The sequence below is a fragment of the Helicobacter heilmannii genome (genome assembly GCF_001283065.1).
In the GTDB taxonomy this organism is placed as follows: Bacteria; Campylobacterota; Campylobacteria; order Campylobacterales; family Helicobacteraceae; genus Helicobacter; species Helicobacter heilmannii.
This window is the reverse complement of the sequence record NZ_CDMK01000003.1, coordinates 116,742-134,542: the sequence shown is the minus strand read 5'-3', so window position 1 is coordinate 134,542 and position 17,801 is coordinate 116,742. Positions and strand designations below refer to the sequence as shown.

Here is a 17,801-nt window from a genome sequence, read left to right as displayed (position 1 = left end):
CCTTTAGCAAATCCTTGGTAACAACTCGCCTTCTAGGATGTCTAGCGGGCGTTTTGAACCCCAAGGGGTTTTAAGCGTTACGCCCAGAGCGCTCACCACCTGCCCGATGATACATGCCTTAGCCCCTCTCTCTTGAAGCATGGCGCAAACTTTAGGGGCATCGCAAGACTCAACACTGAGTACACACACCCCCTCATTGGCCAGCACAAAAGGCTCTAGCCCCAAAATCTCACACACCCCTCTAACCCCCTCTAAAACGGGGATCTGCTCTTCGCTCACCTCTATACCCACGGTTGAACTTTGCGCCCACTCGTGCAAGACGGATGCTAAGCCCCCCCTTGTCGCGTCTCTTAAGGCGTAGAGTTTACACCCGCTTTCAAACACAGGCTCTAAGAGGGGATATAGTTGCTTACAATCGCTTTCTAAGGGCGTGTCTAGTTGGATTTCACTTCTAAGCGCAAAGAGCATCGCCCCATGTGTGCCGATGGCTCCGCTCACAACGATTGCCTGCCCCTCCTTAAGATTTTTCGCGCTTAGGTTTGGGTAAAGCACGGGACCTAGGGCGGTGGTGCTGATGAAGATTTTATCCACACAGCCCTTGGGCACGACTTTGGTGTCTAAGGAGATCAGTTTTAGCCCACCTAGGCGTAATTGTCCTTGCATGGAGTGTAAAATTTCTTGCAATGTTTGTATCTCTAGCCCCTCCTCTAGGATGAAGCCCACGCTAAGATAAGCGGGGCGTGCGCCCTGCATAGTAATGTCGTTTGCGCTCCCACACACACATAACTTGCCGATGTCCCCGCCTTTGAAAAGAGGTGGGTCAATGACAAAACTATCGGTACTCACAGCCCACGCCCCGCTGGCCTCAAACACCCCCGCATCCTCGCCTTGCGCCACTAAAAACTCTTGCAAATGGGGCATAAAAACTTTGTTTATAAAATTCTGCGCCTCTTTACCCCCATTGCCACAACTCAAATTAACAACCTGCATGTAACCCCTTGATTTTTGATCATGTATTTGCTACAAAATACGCCTGCCCTAAAGCTAATGCCCCGTCCGTGGGGGGCAAGAGCTTGGACAAGAAAAACACCCTCTTTTTAAAAATCTCTTGGATGGCATCGCCCAAGAGGCGGTTTAAAAACACCCCCCCACCAAGCAGCAGGGGCAGGTTATAGCGCATAGATAAACTTAGGGCGATGTGGGCTAGAGTGTTGTGGAATTTCTTGGCCACTAGGGCGTACCTCTCATTTAAAATATCCGCCTCCATGGCCTTTAGCATGGGGGCAATGGCGATGTCTGCTTGGATATGAAAGGGGTAGGCTTCACTGCTTGGGTGGGTGCTAGCTAGGCTCTCTAGTTGCATGGCACTTTGGGCTTCATAGGTGTTAAAGTCCCCCACTTTGCAAAAGCACGCCAGTGCGTCAAACAAGCGCCCCACAGAAGTGCTTGTAATCGTGGCGGTATTTTTATCAAGCAAGGTGGCAATGTTGTGTGCCTTTTTGGGCTCTAAGAGCAAGGGGGCAAAGGCTAGGTTATGCTGGTAAGCTAGGGCGTAACCTAGCGCGTGTGTGTCTTTTAACAGCGCGCTAGAGCGGGGCAAGCACATGGCTTGCAGACTGTGTAGATGCTTGCTGTGAAGCTCGCCCGCTTTAACGGTGGCTAAAAACACCTCCCCGCCCCAAAGGCTCTTATTTGGCGACAGCCCAAAGCCATCGCAAATAAACGCCAAGAGGGCCTGCCCCTCTTTAAAGGGGTGTTCTAGCTCCCACTCAGCAAGCAGTGCGTGCAGGTGGGCCATGTGGTGTTGCACCTCCTTATAGGGGGTGTGTTGTGCTTTGCCTATTTGGCTAGCCGTGTACTTGGGGTGCAAGTCTAGCCCGATGGCTTGGGGCTTATGATAAAGCTTGGTGAAAAAGTTGAAATCTTGCTGGTACCTCTCAATGCTCGCCACGCTCTCAAGACCACTAAGCTCAGGTGTGATTAAACAACCCTCATGCATTAGGCATAAATTCGCCTTATTCTGTGCTCCCATGCCTAGCGTGTTTTGCGGTGCACTTAGGGGTAAGTGCAGGGGGGCATAGCCTCGGGCCAAGCGCACAAGGCGCATTTGCCCCGCCACAAGGCGCACCACGCTATCATCAATGCCATGCACAATTTGGCGGTTGTGATCTAAAACACTCAGCTTAGGAAACTTGGCTTGCAACTCCTCTAGCTCTGTGATGATGGGCTCGCCCTTTAAATTCGCACTGGTGAAAACCACCGCCCCCACTTCTTGTAGGATTAAATGGTGCAGGGCACTGTAGGGCAACAGCACACCTAGGGTGTTCAGGTTTGGGGCTAGGTGGTCGTATTCTTGTGTCTTTTTAAGGGCGAGCACGATGGGGGCTTCTTTGGATTGCAGGGCTAAGAGCTCCAGCGTACTTAAATGCACACATCGTTGCGCCTCTTTGGTGCTTGCGGCCATGAGGGCTAGGGGTTTAAAAGGGCGGGTTTTAAGGGCGCGGATTTGCGCAACCGCTTCTTTATGGCTAGCTAAAGCACTGAGCGCAAAGCCACCCACGCCCTTAATTGCGACCACCTCCCCTTTTTGTAGGGCGTGGATGGCCTGCTCTAGGGCGTTTGTGTGTTTCACGCCCTCTTGGTTATAAAAGCTTAAACTAATGGGGCACTTGGGACAGCTTAAAGTTTGGGCGAAAAAGCGGCGGTTTGCGGGGTCGTGGTAGTCTTTGGTGCAAGTCTTGCAGAGTGTAAAATTTTTCATAGAAGTGTGAGGGCGATCAAAGGGCAGGCTTTCTAGCAGACTAAAGCGCGGGCCACAATGTGCACACGCTGTGAAGGGGTAGCCATAAAAACGGCTATGTGGGTCTAGCGTGTCTTTTAAACAATCTGGGCATATGGCTAAATCTAGGGGCAAGCTGTCTTTGAGGCTTAAATGCACCCCACGGCTAGGGGCGATGTGAAAGGGGGTATTTAGGGGAGTGGTGGCAACTTGGGTGACATTGGTGATGTGGGCTTCTTTGGGTTTGTGTGCGAGCTCTTTTAAAAATGCGTCTAAGTGCGCCTTTTCAAGCACCACTTCCACCTGCCCGCCTACATTACAAACAAAACCCTTAGTGCCCAGTCTAAGAGCGGCGTTGTAAACAAAGGGGCGAAAGCCCACGCCCTGCACTCGTCCGCTGATGATGAGTTTAACCAAAGAAACCTAGTAAAGTTGCATGGTGGCGCAATGCAAGCTGCCCTTTTGGCGGATCAAGACCGAGCAATCCACACCCACGACCTCAACCCCTGTGTGATCCTCTAGAATCTTTAAGACTTTATTGTCTGCGGAGTCGTCATAGGTGGGGACAAAGAGCACTTTTTGGTTGTTGTTGTTCACCCATAAGAAGTTAGCATAAGTAGCGGGCAAGCGGGTGTTTTGGTAGAATTTGGGACTAGGCAGGGGAAGGGGCAAGAGCTCATAGTGCTCCCCCTCCATATTTCTTAAGTGGCGTAGCTGCGCTTCCATGTTTTTTAGGTCGTCGTAGTGGGGGTCGTTGCGGTTGCTGCAGCTCACATAGGCAATTGTGTTGGGGTCTAAAAAGCGCGCCAAAGTGTCGATGTGCCCGTCTGTGTCATCGCCTGCTAGGGGCTGCACATCTAACCATAGAATTTGTTGCGCCCCGAGCTCTTGCTTTAGCACCCCCGTGATTTGGGCTTGGTCTAGATTTGGGTTGCGATCGGGGTTTAGCAGGCAAGAAGTTGTGGTTAAGATGCTCCCCTCCCCATCGCTCTCCACACTCCCGCCCTCTAAAACGAAATTGACAAAACGCAAGGGGTGCTTTAAGAGCCCCTTTTGGGCGAGCTTGGAACTGATGGCGTTGTCTAAATGCGCTTGGTACTTGCCCCCCCACGCGTTGAAAATAAAATCCAAGTAAAGGGCGATGCCATTGGTTTCCACACACAATGGCCCAAAGTCCCTAGCCCATGTATCGTTAGTCTCGATCAGGGCGATCTGCACTTGGCTCATTTTGGCGAGATAATCTTGGCTCTTGGTGTCGTTTGGGTGTACACAAACGACCACTTCCTGGTAATGGCTCAAAGCGTCGATGATGTTGCTAAAGCACTCCTGGGCTTCTTCCAAATACACCCCCCAATCGGTAGCGGTGTGGGGATACGCCATCAAAATGGCACTCTGCTCCTCCCACTCGGGCTTAAATCTCTTCATGCAATCCCTTTAGTATAATAGCCCGTCCATTATAGCGCACAAGGGGTATTATGTTGCTTGGTATTGAAAGCAGTTGCGATGACAGCGCACTCGCACTCACGGACATGCAGAGTGCTAAATTGTGTTGGCACTCTAAAATCTCCCAAGAGAGTGCACATAGCCCCTATGGGGGTGTGGTGCCAGAACTTGCCTCGCGTTTGCACGCGCTCAATCTTCCCATTTTAGCTAAGAAGGCAAGGGATTTTTTAGGCAGCTTTAACGCCCTTAAAGCCATCGCCATCACCACCTGTCCGGGGCTAAGTGTGACGCTCTTAGAAGGGCTCATGTTAGCTAAAACCCTGGCTTTGGGCTTAAAAATCCCCCTAATTTCCATAGACCACCTACAAGCGCACATTTTTTCACTTTTCATTGACAAGCCAGCCACATTTCCTCTAAGTATATTGCTCGTGTCTGGTGGGCACACTTTAATCGTAGAAGCGCATAGCTCCCAAAGCATGCACATCATCGCCCAAAGCATGGACGACAGTCTAGGCGAGAGTTTTGACAAGGTGTCTAAAATGCTAGGGCTAGGCTATCCGGGCGGGCCTATTGTGGAAAAGTTAGCCAAAGCCTGCCCACTACAAGAAGGGCTGAAATTTCCCCTGCCACTCAAAGAATACCAGGGACTTGCCTTTAGTTTCTCGGGGCTGAAAAACGCGGTGAGGCTAGCCATTTTAAAAGAGAGCGAAAAAGGGATTTTAAGCGAGGACTTTAAGGCCCGTTTGTGTGCGGGGTTTCAAGAGATAGCCACCGCCCATTTGCTCCAAAACCTGCGCCGTTATTTGGCAAAGAGCCCCATTAAAACTTTGGGGCTGGTGGGGGGGGTGAGCGCGAATCACTACATTAGAGAGCAGATTAAGGCGTGTTGTGCAGATTTCGGGTGTAGTTTATTATTGGCCCCCCTAGAGTTTTGCAGCGACAACGCGGCGATGGTGGCACGGCTGGGTGTGGAATGTTACAAAAATAAAGACTTTTATTCAATAGACACCCTAGACATCAGCCCACACACCCGTTTGCTCTCTATCAATTAACTTTATTTGTTATGAATTTGTTATGATATGATAAAGAAGATTTAATCCCAAGGAGTGCGCGTGTTTATGTTTAAAAGTATGCAAACCCGGGCCCTAACATACCTCGTGATCTTACTCAGCCTCTTTGCCTTGTTGATTTTTCTCCTCATCCAAAAAGATTATGCCAAAATGGCTGAAAACCAGGGTAAAGAAGCGGCTAAAAGCATCAACACCTCCATCATCAATACCATCGTGCAAGCCATCGCCGTAGGGACCACGGATGCGATCTACAAGGCGATCGCAGACAGCAACAAGTTGCCCGGTGTGAAAATGAAGTTCTACCCAGGAAAGGGGGACATTAAACTTTTTGGTTTGCACACAGAGTTCACCAGAGACCCTCGTATCCGCAATTACTTTGACAACCCCAAAACCCCACTAGGTGTTTATGTGGAAGGGCAAGGACGCAAAAGACATGTGTTGGTTTTGCAGCCCTTAGTGGGCAATGCGGCTTGTGTGAAGTGCCATGTCAACAACAAAGCCGGGGACATGATCGGGGTGATGGAAGTCAAATTCTCCTTAGAGAATGCCTACAACAACGCCCGTACCTTTAGCATGAAAACCCTCTCATGGATGATTGTCATCTCTGTTGCCATCATCGTGTTGCTCCTGTTAGTCGTGCAACGAAGGGTTACAAAACCCCTAAACCACCTGAAAGACACTGCAAAAGACCTGGTCTCCTCCAAAGAGGCGGATTTAACCCGCCGCTTAAATATCCAAAGTAATGATGAGGTAGGTATGGTCGCGGGCTATGTGGACCAGTTCATTGCCAAGATCGCTGAGATTGTAAAAATCGGTAAGAACATTGTGGAGGACAATAATCAAGTGGGGCAAGCTTTAAAAGAGTCCACAGACACGCTAAGAAAAGCCGCCCACAAGGAAATGGATTCGGTGGAAAACCTAAAGGCCATCAACCAAGAAGCCGGTGAAAGTTTGCGCCTCGCGCAAAGTAATTTGAATGAAACGATTGAAAATTTAGATGCCACCGACACCATCTTAAACGAGTTCATCACCCAAATCCAAAACTCGGTGGATTCCATTCTAGAGTCCGTGCAGGCCCAACAAGAGATCGCTACAGACTCCATCGAGTTGGTCAAACATGCCTCCGAGATTAAAAATGTCCTCTCTATCATCGAGGAAATCGCCAACCAAACCAACCTTCTCGCCCTAAACGCTGCCATTGAAGCCGCGCGGGCGGGCGAGCATGGGCGCGGCTTTGCCGTGGTGGCCGATGAAGTGCGTAATCTCGCCGAAAAAACGCAAAAATCTTTGGGCGAAATCACGGCAATGGTGAACATGGTGACGCAAAGCATTGAAAACATGGGCGAGCGGGTGCAAAATGGCGCGGCACAGTCGCAAGCAGTGTCGGAGAAAACTTCGCTTCTCATCACAGATGCGCAAAATGCCAAGGACAATTTAGTCCAAACCAAAAAGAAGTCTCAAAACACCGTGGAGCAGAATAAGGTCGTGGTGGCAAAAATGGATGAACTCAACCAAGTCATCAATGAGTTCATCCAAATCTTTGCGCAAGTCAAGGAAGTGCGCAACAATTTGGAGAACCACAGCACCCAAATTGTACAGAAAAACCAAGAACTGGCTGGGGAGTTCCAAAAGTTCAAGGTCTAAATGCGCTGTTTTAGCTGCGGGGTGTGGAGTTTTAAACCCCTTTGCAAGCGCTGCTACACTGAGCTAGTCCCGCGTCTACAGACCCACAGACTAGAGCACATCCCCGTTTTGAGCTTTTATGCCTATGATGACATTGAGCTGCTGTTAAAGAGCAAATACAGCCTTGTAGGCAGCCGCCTTTTGCCCCTTTTGGCCTCAAGGGTGCAGAGCCTGTTAAAGCCATTGCTGCAAGAGTCGCTTTATGCCCTGCCCATTGACGATCACATCAAGCGGGGCTATTCCCACACCGCCGCCATCGCCCGCGCGCTCTGCGCTAACAGCCCTTGCAAACCCGTTTATAACAAATTACGCGCCATAAAAAACATCACCTACGCCGGGCAAAGTTTGGAGTTTCGCAAGCAAAACCCCAAGGGTTTTGTTTTTAAAGGCGATTCTCGTTTGGCTTACTTTTTGGTGGATGATGTCTTAACTACAGGCACGACCCTGTGCCAAGCGATTCAAACCCTCAAAGCCGCGGGGGTAAAAGTCGCCTTTGCGCTGGTGCTGGCAAAAGCCTAGCGTCCGTAAAACTTAAGCCTCTAATTGGGGCGGTTTTCTAGGCAGGTTGTAGCGGCGGCGTTTTTCCCAAAGGGACTTGCGGCTGATGCCTAGGCGCTTAGCAAGCTCGGTGTCGGTGTAAGACGCACTGAATTGCTGGATGGCACTTTTCTCGTAGTCTTGGATGGAGAGCAAATTGAAGGACAAGGCGGGTTGGCTGCTCTCTAAAGAGAGCAAATTCGCGTAGTCTAAACTCTCTTGCCCCACAAAGCTCACAATGGCGTTGTGGGTTTCAAGAGTGCTTAAAAACCTCTCTCTCTCCTTTAAACTCAGCACTTCCAAATGCGTGAAGTAGGCGATGCAAGAGCGCTCGGAGTGTTTAGAACACTTGGGCTGCTTTGGCAGATCCTCTAGGTTTTTTAAGGAGAAAAACTCCAAGTAAAAGCCGTGCAAGCGGGCGTAATTCAAGACGAACATGTCCGCTCCAATCTGTGCATGGCTTTGTAAGATCAAGGGGAAGCTGTGATCAGCGCGCACATCCACCTCGCAGTTTTGGGTGCTAAAATCTAGATATTTTTCATACATACTTGCCCGTTCGATCGCCTTTTGGTAAGAGCGGTGGTAGGTGATTTTTCTTAAGAGCTCCTCCATTTTAAAGGGCTTTAGAATGTAGTCTTTGGCCCCCGCTTTTAGGGGGCGGTTGACTCCATCCTCGCTCACAAAAGAGGACATGATGATGATGATCGCCCCGGCGTTCTTGCGCACAAAGAGCTCGCACCGATCCACGCACGCCTTAGACGAGAGCAAGATCACATCGTAATCCTCTTTGAAGTGATGGAAGATGCTCGTGGCACTTTGGCATTGATAGCCCGCACTGCTTAGAGCGGAGTGAATGCTTTGGGCCAAATGCACCTCATCCTCAATGATTAAAACACTGCCAACTTTATTCATGGGTAACCCATAGAGCGCGGCTTTGCACCAAGACTTGCACGCCCACGCCTTCCTTTCTACCCACAAAGCCCAGCCCCTCAAAGGTGGTGGCTTTTAGGTTAATGTTTGCTACTTTCATGTCTAGCAATTCTGCCAAATTTCGCTTAATCAATGCCCTATAAGGGGCAATTTTAGGCATGTCGGCAAAAAGAGTCATGTCTATCCTTTCTACAAAATGCCCCACACTCTGTGCGAGTTGGTAAATTTCTTGTAACATTTGTGCCGAATCCTTATTTTTGAAACTAGGGTCTTTGTCGCTGTAATACAGCCCTATGTCGCCGCCGCCAATGGCCCCCAAGAGCGCGTCTATGAGCGCGTGCAAGAGCACATCCCCATCGCTGTGCGCCTTAAACCCGCAATCTACACAATCGCTAGGATCGATCACAATCCCTCCCAGCTTCATCACCCGACCCACTTCAAAGCCATGCACATCAAAGCCTAGCCCGGTGTGGGTCGTGGTGCGGGTGCTGTGGGGGGGCAGGTCGTGGGCGTAGGTGAGCTTGTCTAATGTGGGGCTGCCCTCAATGTAGGCCACATGCGCGCCGATGCCTAAAATGGCACTGCTTTCATCGGTAAATTCCCCCGCCTTGTAGGCTTGCTTTAGCACAGAAGTACGGCAAATTTGGGGGGTTTGTACCCTTAAAGCCCGCTTGCGATCTAGGGCTTGATAGGGGGGGATGGCGGTGGGGTTGTAATAGACCATCGTGTCCGTAGAGCTGATCGCCGGGGCGACACAATCTAGTCCGCCTTGCATGCGCTCTAAGAGCCGCTCTAGCACTCTAAAGTCTATTTGGTAGCGGGCAATGTCGCTCACCATCACCAGGGGGGTTTGCACGCGCTCTAGGGCGATTTGCACCGACTCTTGGCGGCTGGCCCCGCCCACCAAAATGCTTAAATTGATGCCGCATAAAAGCTGTTCTAAATAAACTCGTTCTAAGCGGTTAGACACCAAGATAAAAATCTGCGCAAATAGCCCTAAATGGTTAAAATCTTCATAGACCTTTTGCACTAGAGGCACGCCGTTTAAACGCCAAAATTGTTTTTTAATGTGTGGAAAATCGGGTAAATGGGGATTAAAGCGGCTGCTTGTCCCTGCGGCAGCTAAAATGAGCGAAAGATCTTGGCGTGGTTGCAAACAGACCCTTTAGGTGAATTTCACCCCCACCAACTGACTCTAAGCTAGACCATGGAAAATAGAAATGGATTTTAGTATTTTCTAGCTTAAAGGGGTGTTAGGGCGCGTTTTTAAGCCTACATTTACACGCTTGTGTTAGTGTGGTGTTTTTGATAAACCAAGAATAAGGAGCAGCATGCCACGAGATTACCTAGACAAGCGCACCCAGCGCATTAAAACCCAACTACACTACGCTAAAAAGGGGATCATCACCGAAGAAATGCACTATGTTGCCAATGTGGAGGAATTAAGTCCCGAATTGGTGCGTAAAGAAGTCGCCAAAGGGCGCTTGATTATCCCTGCCAATATCCGGCATAGGAATTTAGAGCCTATGGGAATAGGCATTGCGCTTAAGACCAAAATCAACGCCAATATCGGCAGTTCGGCGATCATCCACTCCGCCCAAGGGGAAGTGGAAAAGTTGCAGATTGCCATTAAATATGGGGCGGATACAGTGATGGATTTATCCACGGGCGGGGATTTGGATGCGATCCGTCAAGAAATCATTGCTACCTCCAGCGTGCCCATTGGCACCGTGCCCATGTACCAAATCCTGCACGATGTGAACAACGATGTGATGAAACTAGACATAGACACGATGCTAGCCGTGCTCGAAAAACAAGCCAAACAAGGCGTGAGTTACTTCACCATCCACTGCGGGTTTTTGCTCGAGCATATGCCCTTTGTGAGCCGCCGTAAAATGGGGATTGTGAGCCGTGGGGGGAGTTTGATGGCCTCTTGGATGATGCACTATCACAAACAAAACCCCTTTTACGAAGCTTTTGATGACATTTTGGCGATTTGCCAAGAGTATGATGTGTCTTTGAGTTTGGGCGATTCGTTGCGTCCCGGGTGTTTGGCTGATGCCAGCGACACCGCGCAATTTGCCGAATTAAAGGTGCTTGGTGAGCTGGCTAAGAGAGCCTATGAAAAAGATGTGCAGGTGATGATTGAAGGCCCCGGGCATGTGCCCTTGAATCAAATCGAGCGCAATGTCAAATTGCAAAAAGAATTGTGTAACGATGCCCCCTTTTATGTGCTAGGGCCCTTGGTGACAGACATCGCGGCTGGCTACGACCACATCGCCAGTGCGATCGGAGCGTGCTTGGCGGCTTATAAGGGCGTGGCGATGCTCTGTTATGTTACGCCTAAAGAGCATTTGGGCTTGCCTAATGCTAAAGATGTAAGAGAGGGGATACTCGCCTATAAAATCGCCGCGCATGCGGCTGACATTGCTAGGGGGCGTGTCAATGCACGGGTGCGCGATGACTTGATGAGCGATGCACGGTATGCCTTTGAGTGGAACAAACAATTTGAACTCGCCCTTGATCCCGACAGGGCGCGAGAATACCACGATGAAGCCCTGCCCCAAGAGGTCTTTAAAGAGGCAGAGTTTTGCTCCATGTGCGGGCCTAAGTTCTGTAGCTATAAGGTGAGCCAAGACATTTTTAAAAACTATAAAGGGGCTTAGGGCTGCTTGTCCTTAGTGGAGCGCAGGTAGTAGTAAATGGCTTTGATCTCATCTGGGGTGAGGTTGTAGCGGGGCATGATGGATTTAGCCCGATCGAGGGCGTTGGTAAAGTCTGTAACATTGGCGAAGTTGTTGATGGGGGGGGCTTTAAAAATGCGCTCTTGGTTGGTGGCGGTGGTGTAGCGAGTGATGACTTGCCCCCGCCCGCCAATCCCGTGGCACTTCACGCAACTGATGTTTCTAGGGTTTTTATAAAGTTCCTTGCCATACTCTAAAATGGTGATGAAACTGCCGTCTTTGGGCTTGTCTGCACCAAAGAGACCCACAAGCAAAATACCGATTAAAAGCACACTTTGTTTAAGCAAGCCGTTTCTTTCAATAATTTTTGATTATAATAGCGTAAAAAATTCAAAGTAAGTTGGGCGATGGTTTTATTAGATGGCTACGCGCTGGCACGCTTAAAAGAAGAGGTTTTGCGCCAAGAGGTGCAGACTCTGCAAGAAACCCGGCAAATTTGCCCTAAACTTGTGGTGGTGTTGCTCGGCACAGACAATGCGAGCGTGCTGTATGTCAACATGAAAGCTAGAGCCTGCGCTAGAGTGGGGATGGATTGTGTGCTTAAAAGCTTGTCTGGGCAAACCTCCCAAGCAGAGTTGTTGGAATTACTGGATGGCTATAACCGCGATGTAAGCGTGCATGGGATTTTAGTCCAGCTGCCCCTACCCAAACACATAGACACGAGGCGGGTGATCGAGGCGATCGCCCCACATAAGGATGTGGATGGCTTCCACCCCTTGAATGTGGGGCGGGTGTATTCTAACAGCCTATACACGGGGTTTTTACCCGCCACGGCGATGGGGGTGATGCAGCTTTTAGAGCATTATGAAATTGATGTGAGGGGCAAGAATGTGGCGATTGTGGGGGCGAGCAATATCATAGGTAAGCCTTTAGCATCTTTGATGTTAAATGCGGGGGCGACGATCAGTTTATGCCACATTTTGACTAGAGATGTGGGTTTCTACACCAAAAACGCGGACATTGTCTGCGTGGGGGTGGGGCAACCCAAATTATTAAAAGCTGACATGGTCAAAGAGGGGGCTGTGGTGGTGGATATTGGCATTAGTAAAGTGGGGGGCAAGGTCGTGGGCGATGCGGACTTTGAAGGGCTTGAAGGCAAGGTGAGTTTTATCACCCCTGTGCCAAAAGGTGTGGGGCCGATGACGATCGTTTGTTTATTGCAGAACACTCTGTACGCCGCTAAGGGCTGTGCTTAAATTTTAACTAAGGGGTTTTATGGGTTTCTTTCAAGCGTTGCGCCGTTTTGTGATGAGCTGGACGGGGACAATCATTTTAGTGCTGTTGGCGATTTTTTTTGTGGCGCAAGCCTTCATTATCCCCTCGCGCTCCATGGTTGGCACTCTTTATGAGGGCGACATGCTCTTTGTGAAGAAGTTTAGCTATGGCATTCCCATTCCACGCCTGCCTTGGATAGACATTCCGCTCTTTCCCGACTTTAAGCATAACGGGCATTTAATCGAGGGCAAACGCCCGCAAAGGGGTGAGGTGGTGGTCTTTATCCCGCCCACCAACAAGGGCTACTATGTTAAGCGGCTCTTTGCCACCGGGGGCGATGAGGTTATTTTTAAACAAGATGGCTTTTACTTGCACCCTAAAGAGAGCGACACCGATCCTAATTACATTTCTAAGCACTTTGCTAAGCATAAAGTGCAACAATTCTTGGGCAAAGACTTTGTCTTTGCGCCCTATGAGGACAAGCATTTAGGCATTTTTTACAGCAAACACAACCAAACCTACCCCATCATGCTCGCCCTTGCCAGCCATCAATTGCAAAGCCAAATGGGCGTGGGCATGGAGCTCATAGACCTAGATGGCGAAAACGCGTTTTATTCTAAAATCGCGCCCGATCATTACTTTATGATTGGCGATAACCGCGATGACAGTAGTGACTCGCGCTTTTGGGGGAGTGTGCCCTATAGCCACATTGTGGGCACGCCGTGGTTCATTTACTTTAGTTTAAATTTGTCTAACAGTATAGAGGCGGGCGAAAAACCCAGGGATAAATTCACTGTGCGCTGGCAACGGATGTTTAAAAGCGTACAGGGACTAGAGGCACAGATGAGGGAGAGACACCATTTGCCCACACAGGAGGACTAAATGCATGTGATCTTGGGGTGCGACCATGCGGGCTTAAACTTGTGCGCCTTTTTAGAGGAGCAGCTCAAAAACAGCCATGATTTAGAGGTGTATCAACCAAAAACAGGCGAGCGGGTGGATTACCCCGATTACGCCCATTTGGTGGTGCAGGCTCTGCTAAACAAGCCCAGCACTTTGGGGGTGTTGGTGTGTGGGAGCGGGATTGGCATGAGCATTAGCGCCAATCGCTTTAAGGGCATTAGAGCCGCGTTGTGTGCCAATGCCTACATGGCAAAAATGGCGCGGCTGCACAACAACGCCAATGTTTTATGTCTAGGGCAAAATGTCGTGGGCTTTGGGGTGGCTTTGGATATGGTGAAGGTTTTTTTAAACACTGGGTTTGAGGGCGGGCGACACACTCGCCGTTTAGAAAAAATTGAGGCTCCCCAGTGTTAGCGCAGTGGATGGTCATTACCTTAATGGTGTTGTTCGTGGCCTACATGGCGGTGCGGACCTTCTTTTACCGCTCGGTGGCCAAAAGACAGGAAAAGTATTCTGCGTCCATGAAACTCACTTTGCAAGAGGCGGAGGTGTTGATCCAAAAGCACCAATTGCAGCTCCAGCGCTCTTTGGGCAACATTGACATTTTAACCCATGAAATGAATGCCCTAAAAGATGAAGTTAAGGTTTTAAAACAGCGCAACGCCCAATACCGCCTAGAAACCGACAAATACAAAGCCCGTATCCGCGAATTAGAACAGAAAATCGAAGCCTTATTGTGAGGAATTATGTTTAGCCGAAAATTAAAAGCCCAATTAAAGGAAGCCATAAGGGAGGTGCAAAACCACCCCAAACCCGGGGTGCTCTTTAGAGACATCACCACTTTAATCAACCACCCCATGCTCTTTAGCGCACTCATAGACGCTTTACGGGAGCGTTATAAACTACTCAACATTGATTTTGTCGTGGGGATCGAGGCGCGCGGGTTTATTTTGGGAGCGGCCTTAGCCTACGCCCTGCAAGCGGGTTTTGTACCCATTAGAAAACAGGGCAAATTGCCCTACCAAACTTTAAGTGCATCCTACGAGCTGGAGTATGGCACGGACATCATAGAAATCCACTCCGATGCCTTTAGAGAACTCAACGATGCGCATGTCGTGTTGATCGATGATTTGATTGCCACGGGGGGCACGGCTTTAGCGAGCTTAGAGCTCTTGGAGAAGTTGCAGGCGCACTGTGTGGAGGCGTGCTTTTTGATCTCGTTAAATGAGTTGGGGGGCTTGGAGAAGGTTGCTCAAAAAGTGAGTGCCTTTAGCGTGTTGGAGTACGACTCCTAGGGCATGGAAGCCTATATTTTAGAACTGTGGAACAATTACGCCGCCAACTGGGGCTATGTGATTTTGTTTTTTTGGAGTATTTTGGAGGGCGAGATCGGCTTGATTTTAGCCGGCATGGCCTGCTATGCGGGGCACATGAATGTCTTTTTAGCGATCAGCGTGGCGGCTCTTGGGGGCTTTAGCGGGGATCAAATGTATTTTTACATTGGGCGCACCAGCAAGACCTATTTAAACAAGAAGCTAGAGAAACAACGCCGCAAACTCGCCCTCGCGCACTTGCTCCTACAAAAATATGGCTGGTTTGTGATCTTTATCCAACGCTACATGTATGGCATGCGCACGATCATCCCTATCAGCATAGGCCTTACCCGCTACAACGCGTTTAAATTCGCCACGATCAATCTTTTAAGTGCCTTTGTGTGGGCTTCGATCACTATTTTGTTGGCGTGGTATTTTGGCGCGCAACTCTTCGATTTATTGGAGTTGATTAAGCGTTATCCTTATGTATTTATACTAATATTGTTGGTGTTTTTGGGGTTTGTCGTGTGGTATTTTCAGACCCACACCAAAAAAATGGATAAAAAAATCCAAAAAATCCAATAGTATAGAAAGGATGCAGATGTTGAAACTCAAGCTTGAGAAGGTTTCTTTTGAGGCGGCTAAGGCGGATATCGCGATCATTTTTCTCATTGAAAAGGATTTGAGCCAAGCTCTAGACCCGCATTTGTTACAAACCCACAACTATGAGGGCGAGGGCGTGTTTTGGGATCAAAAAAATGAGGCTTTATATGTGGGCGTGGCCAAAAGCGATGTGCATTTATTTAGAGAGGCGGCCTTTAACGCCGTGCGCGCGCTCAAAAAATGCGTGAAAAGCGCGAAAATCGGGCTCTACACCGCCAAGCACAGCGTGCATAAACACGCCCTAGAGGAAACGATGGAGGCGATTTTCACCGGCTTGCAATTTGGCATGTATGAGTTTGAAACCTACAAAGAAAAGAAAAGTAAAGTCCATTTGCAAGAAGTCATTGTCGCCCTAGGTGGCGAGCAGCATTTAAAAACCCTGCAAAAAATCCTAGACAAGTCTAAAATTGTGGTCGAGCATGTGAATCTCGCGCGCGATTTGGTGAATACCCCTCCCAATGTCGCCAGCGCGCCCTATGTCGCCCACAAAGCCAAAGACTTAGCCGAAAAGAACGGGCTAGAGTGCTTTATCCATGGGGAGGATTATCTCAAAGAGAAGGGCATGAACGCTTATTTAGCCGTGAATGCAGCTTCTGCCAACCCCCCACAACTCGTGCATTTGGTCTATAAGCCCAAAAATGCCAAGAAAAAAATCGTGTTGGTGGGTAAGGGCTTGACCTATGATTGTGGTGGGCTTAGCATTAAAACCGCTGAGTTTATGCTCACCATGAAAGCCGATAAAGGCGGGGCGTGTGCGGTGCTTGCCACGATCAACGCCCTAGCCCACTTGCATGCAGAGGCAGAAATCCACGCTGTGATGGGCCTAGCAGAAAACATGATTTCGGGCAACTCTTACCGCCCCGATGACATTTTAATCTCCAAAGAGGGCAAGAGCATTGAGGTGCGCAACACAGATGCTGAGGGGCGTTTGGTGCTGGCTGATTGCTTGAGTTTCGCCCAGGATCTAGAGCCCGATTTGATTGTGGATTTTGCCACACTCACGGGCGCTTGTGTGGTGGGACTGGGCTCTTACAGCAGCGGGATCATGGGCAATAATGAGGTGCTCAAAACCCAATTTGAAGAGTCCGCGCTTAAAAGTGGAGAGCTCGTAGCAAAACTGCCCTTTAACCGCCATTTACGCAAACTCTTGGACTCCAAAATGGCAGACATTGCCAATATCACTCCCGTGCGCTATGGGGGGGCGGTTACAGCGGGGCTTTTCTTAAACGAGTTTATCCGCGAAGCCTATAAGGATAAATGGTTGCACATTGACATTGCTGGGCCTGCTTACATTGAAAAAGAATGGGATGTCAATGTGGCGGGGGCGAGTGGAGCGGGCGTGCGCATGTGCGTGCAGTTTGTCTTGGATATTTTGGCCTAAATGGGGCTCTCTATTGGTATTGTGGGCTTGCCCAATGTGGGTAAGTCTAGCTTATTTAATGCGCTCACCAAGAGTGCTAACGCTCAGAGTGCCAACTACCCCTTTTGCACCATTGACCCGAATAAAGCCATCGTGGATGTCCCCGATGCCCGCTTAAAGGTTTTGGCAGACATTGTCAAACCTGAGAGAATCCAACACTCTAGTGTGGAGTTTGTGGACATTGCGGGGCTCATCAAGGGGGCGAGTGCGGGCGAGGGCTTGGGCAATCAGTTTTTAGCCCATGTGAAAGAGTGCGCGGTGATTTTACATGTGGTGCGCTGTTTTGAGGACGATGACATCACGCATGTGAGCGGAGAGGTCAATCCTTTAAGCGACATTGAAACCATTGAAGTGGAATTGATTTTAGCCGACATACAAACCCTACAAAAACGCCTAGAAAAGCTTGCCAAACTTGCCAAAACCAGCAAAGAAGCCCAAGCCAGCCTAGAAGTTGCCAACGCCCTTTTGGCTCATTTAAACGAGCTCAAACCTGCCAGCAGTTTTGAAGGCAGAGAGCACCCCGTATTTCTTGCCCTAAATCAAGAACTGCGCTTTTTGAGTGCAAAGAAAGTCATTTTTGTGGCAAATGTGGATGAGGCATGTTTAAACGGGCTCAACCCCCACGCCTTGAAGGTGCAGGAGTTGGCACAAAAGAGGCAAGCGGGCTTTGTGGCTTTATGCGCCAAGTTAGAGGAGGAGTTGGTGGGCATGGAGGAAAGTGAGTCGTTGGAGTTTTTGCAGAGTTTGGGTGTAGAATCTAGCGGACTTGATAAAATCATTCAACTAGGCTTTAAGGCTTTGGGCTTGATGAGTTATTTTACCGCCGGCATCAAAGAAGTGAGGGCTTGGACGATTGTTAAGGGCTCTAGCGCGCCTATAGCGGCCGGGGTGATCCACAAGGACTTTGAAAAGGGCTTTATCAAAGCCGAAACGATCGCTTATGAGGATTTCATCGCCTATGGGGGCGAAGCGGGGGCAAAAGCCAAGGGAGCGCTGCGTGTGGAGGGCAAGGATTACATTGTGAAAGACGGCGATGTGATGCACTTTAGATTCAATGTTTAGCTGTGCTATAATTAGGACATTTGCAAGCTAAAGGAAGAG

General features: G+C 49.4%; 18 protein-coding genes. 12 read left to right on the top strand and 6 right to left on the bottom strand.

The features are described 5' to 3' along the window. Positions 1-3: 3 nt before the first annotated feature. From hypE to AOG36_RS07150, 3 genes are read right to left on the bottom strand one after another with little or no spacing between them, the layout of a single operon-like run. Positions 4-990, bottom strand: a complete 987-nt coding sequence (hypE, locus tag AOG36_RS07160) for a hydrogenase expression/formation protein HypE (protein ID WP_015107309.1) — start codon at positions 988-990, stop codon at positions 4-6. Between the two features lie 19 nt (positions 991-1,009). Next, positions 1,010-3,196 carry a carbamoyltransferase HypF gene (gene hypF / locus AOG36_RS08365; RefSeq protein ID WP_156294638.1) on the bottom strand — a complete coding sequence of 729 codons (2,187 nt, stop codon included), beginning with the start codon at positions 3,194-3,196 and terminating at the stop codon, positions 1,010-1,012. A 6-nt stretch (positions 3,197-3,202) separates the two neighbouring features. Continuing rightward, positions 3,203-4,204, bottom strand: a complete 1,002-nt coding sequence (locus tag AOG36_RS07150; protein ID WP_015107307.1) for an agmatine deiminase family protein — start codon at positions 4,202-4,204, stop codon at positions 3,203-3,205. Positions 4,205-4,254: 50 nt separating this feature from the next. Here AOG36_RS07150 and tsaD point away from each other — a divergent pair, with 50 nt between their 5' ends. The 3 genes from tsaD (at position 4,255) to AOG36_RS07135 (ending at position 7,494) form a co-directional block, all read left to right on the top strand. After that, positions 4,255-5,274, top strand: a complete 1,020-nt coding sequence (gene tsaD / locus AOG36_RS07145; RefSeq protein ID WP_015107306.1) for a tRNA (adenosine(37)-N6)-threonylcarbamoyltransferase complex transferase subunit TsaD — start codon at positions 4,255-4,257, stop codon at positions 5,272-5,274. 66 nt (positions 5,275-5,340) lie between these two features. After that, positions 5,341-6,936, top strand: coding sequence for a methyl-accepting chemotaxis protein (locus tag AOG36_RS09285; protein ID WP_053825816.1), 1,596 nt, complete (start codon positions 5,341-5,343; stop codon positions 6,934-6,936). Next, positions 6,937-7,494: a ComF family protein gene (locus tag AOG36_RS07135; RefSeq protein ID WP_015107304.1), complete on the top strand. Its 558-nt coding sequence runs from the start codon at positions 6,937-6,939 to the stop codon at positions 7,492-7,494. Between the two features lie 12 nt (positions 7,495-7,506). On the opposite strand, the gene AOG36_RS07130 is transcribed toward AOG36_RS07135, so the two are convergent. After that, a complete protein-coding gene (locus AOG36_RS07130) occupies positions 7,507-8,424 on the bottom strand; it encodes a response regulator transcription factor (protein WP_015107303.1) in 918 nt (305 codons plus the stop codon). Then, entirely contained in the window at positions 8,417-9,598 is a 1,182-nt protein-coding gene (gene ispF, locus AOG36_RS07125) for a 2-C-methyl-D-erythritol 2,4-cyclodiphosphate synthase (RefSeq protein ID WP_015107302.1), read from the bottom strand. Before ispF ends, AOG36_RS07130 begins: the two co-directional genes overlap by 8 nt. Before the next feature lie 175 nt (positions 9,599-9,773). Here ispF and thiC point away from each other — a divergent pair, with 175 nt between their 5' ends. Beyond that, entirely contained in the window at positions 9,774-11,108 is a 1,335-nt protein-coding gene (thiC, locus tag AOG36_RS07120) for a phosphomethylpyrimidine synthase ThiC (protein WP_015107301.1), read from the top strand. Here thiC and AOG36_RS07115 read toward each other — a convergent pair. Then, positions 11,105-11,473: a c-type cytochrome gene (locus tag AOG36_RS07115; RefSeq protein ID WP_238374891.1), complete on the bottom strand. Its 369-nt coding sequence runs from the start codon at positions 11,471-11,473 to the stop codon at positions 11,105-11,107. The genes thiC and AOG36_RS07115 overlap by 4 nt on opposite strands. Positions 11,474-11,533: 60 nt before the next feature. On the opposite strand from AOG36_RS07115, the gene AOG36_RS07110 reads away from it, so the two are divergent. From AOG36_RS07110 to ychF, 8 genes are read left to right on the top strand one after another with little or no spacing between them, the layout of a single operon-like run. Next, positions 11,534-12,382 carry a bifunctional 5,10-methylenetetrahydrofolate dehydrogenase/5,10-methenyltetrahydrofolate cyclohydrolase gene (locus tag AOG36_RS07110; protein ID WP_053825778.1) on the top strand — a complete coding sequence of 283 codons (849 nt, stop codon included), beginning with the start codon at positions 11,534-11,536 and terminating at the stop codon, positions 12,380-12,382. Positions 12,383-12,401: 19 nt separating this feature from the next. Next, positions 12,402-13,283 carry a signal peptidase I gene (gene lepB / locus AOG36_RS07105; RefSeq protein WP_015107299.1) on the top strand — a complete coding sequence of 294 codons (882 nt, stop codon included), beginning with the start codon at positions 12,402-12,404 and terminating at the stop codon, positions 13,281-13,283. Then, on the top strand, positions 13,284-13,718 hold the full coding sequence (gene rpiB, locus AOG36_RS07100) for a ribose 5-phosphate isomerase B (RefSeq protein ID WP_015107298.1): 435 nt from the start codon (positions 13,284-13,286) through the stop codon (positions 13,716-13,718). Beyond that, complete coding sequence (locus AOG36_RS07095) at positions 13,712-14,044, top strand: hypothetical protein (RefSeq protein ID WP_015107297.1); 333 nt, start codon at positions 13,712-13,714, stop codon at positions 14,042-14,044. Before rpiB ends, AOG36_RS07095 begins: the two co-directional genes overlap by 7 nt. A 6-nt stretch (positions 14,045-14,050) precedes the next feature. After that, positions 14,051-14,599 carry an adenine phosphoribosyltransferase gene (gene apt, locus AOG36_RS07090; protein WP_015107296.1) on the top strand — a complete coding sequence of 183 codons (549 nt, stop codon included), beginning with the start codon at positions 14,051-14,053 and terminating at the stop codon, positions 14,597-14,599. Between the two features lie 3 nt (positions 14,600-14,602). Next, complete coding sequence (locus AOG36_RS07085) at positions 14,603-15,202, top strand: DedA family protein (protein WP_015107295.1); 600 nt, start codon at positions 14,603-14,605, stop codon at positions 15,200-15,202. 16 nt (positions 15,203-15,218) lie between these two features. Then, positions 15,219-16,661: a leucyl aminopeptidase gene (locus AOG36_RS07080; protein WP_015107294.1), complete on the top strand. Its 1,443-nt coding sequence runs from the start codon at positions 15,219-15,221 to the stop codon at positions 16,659-16,661. Further along, the gene (gene ychF, locus AOG36_RS07075; RefSeq protein WP_015107293.1) at positions 16,662-17,762 is read left to right on the top strand and encodes a redox-regulated ATPase YchF; all 1,101 of its coding nucleotides are present in this window, start codon (positions 16,662-16,664) and stop codon (positions 17,760-17,762) included. Positions 17,763-17,801: the final 39 nt, after the last annotated feature.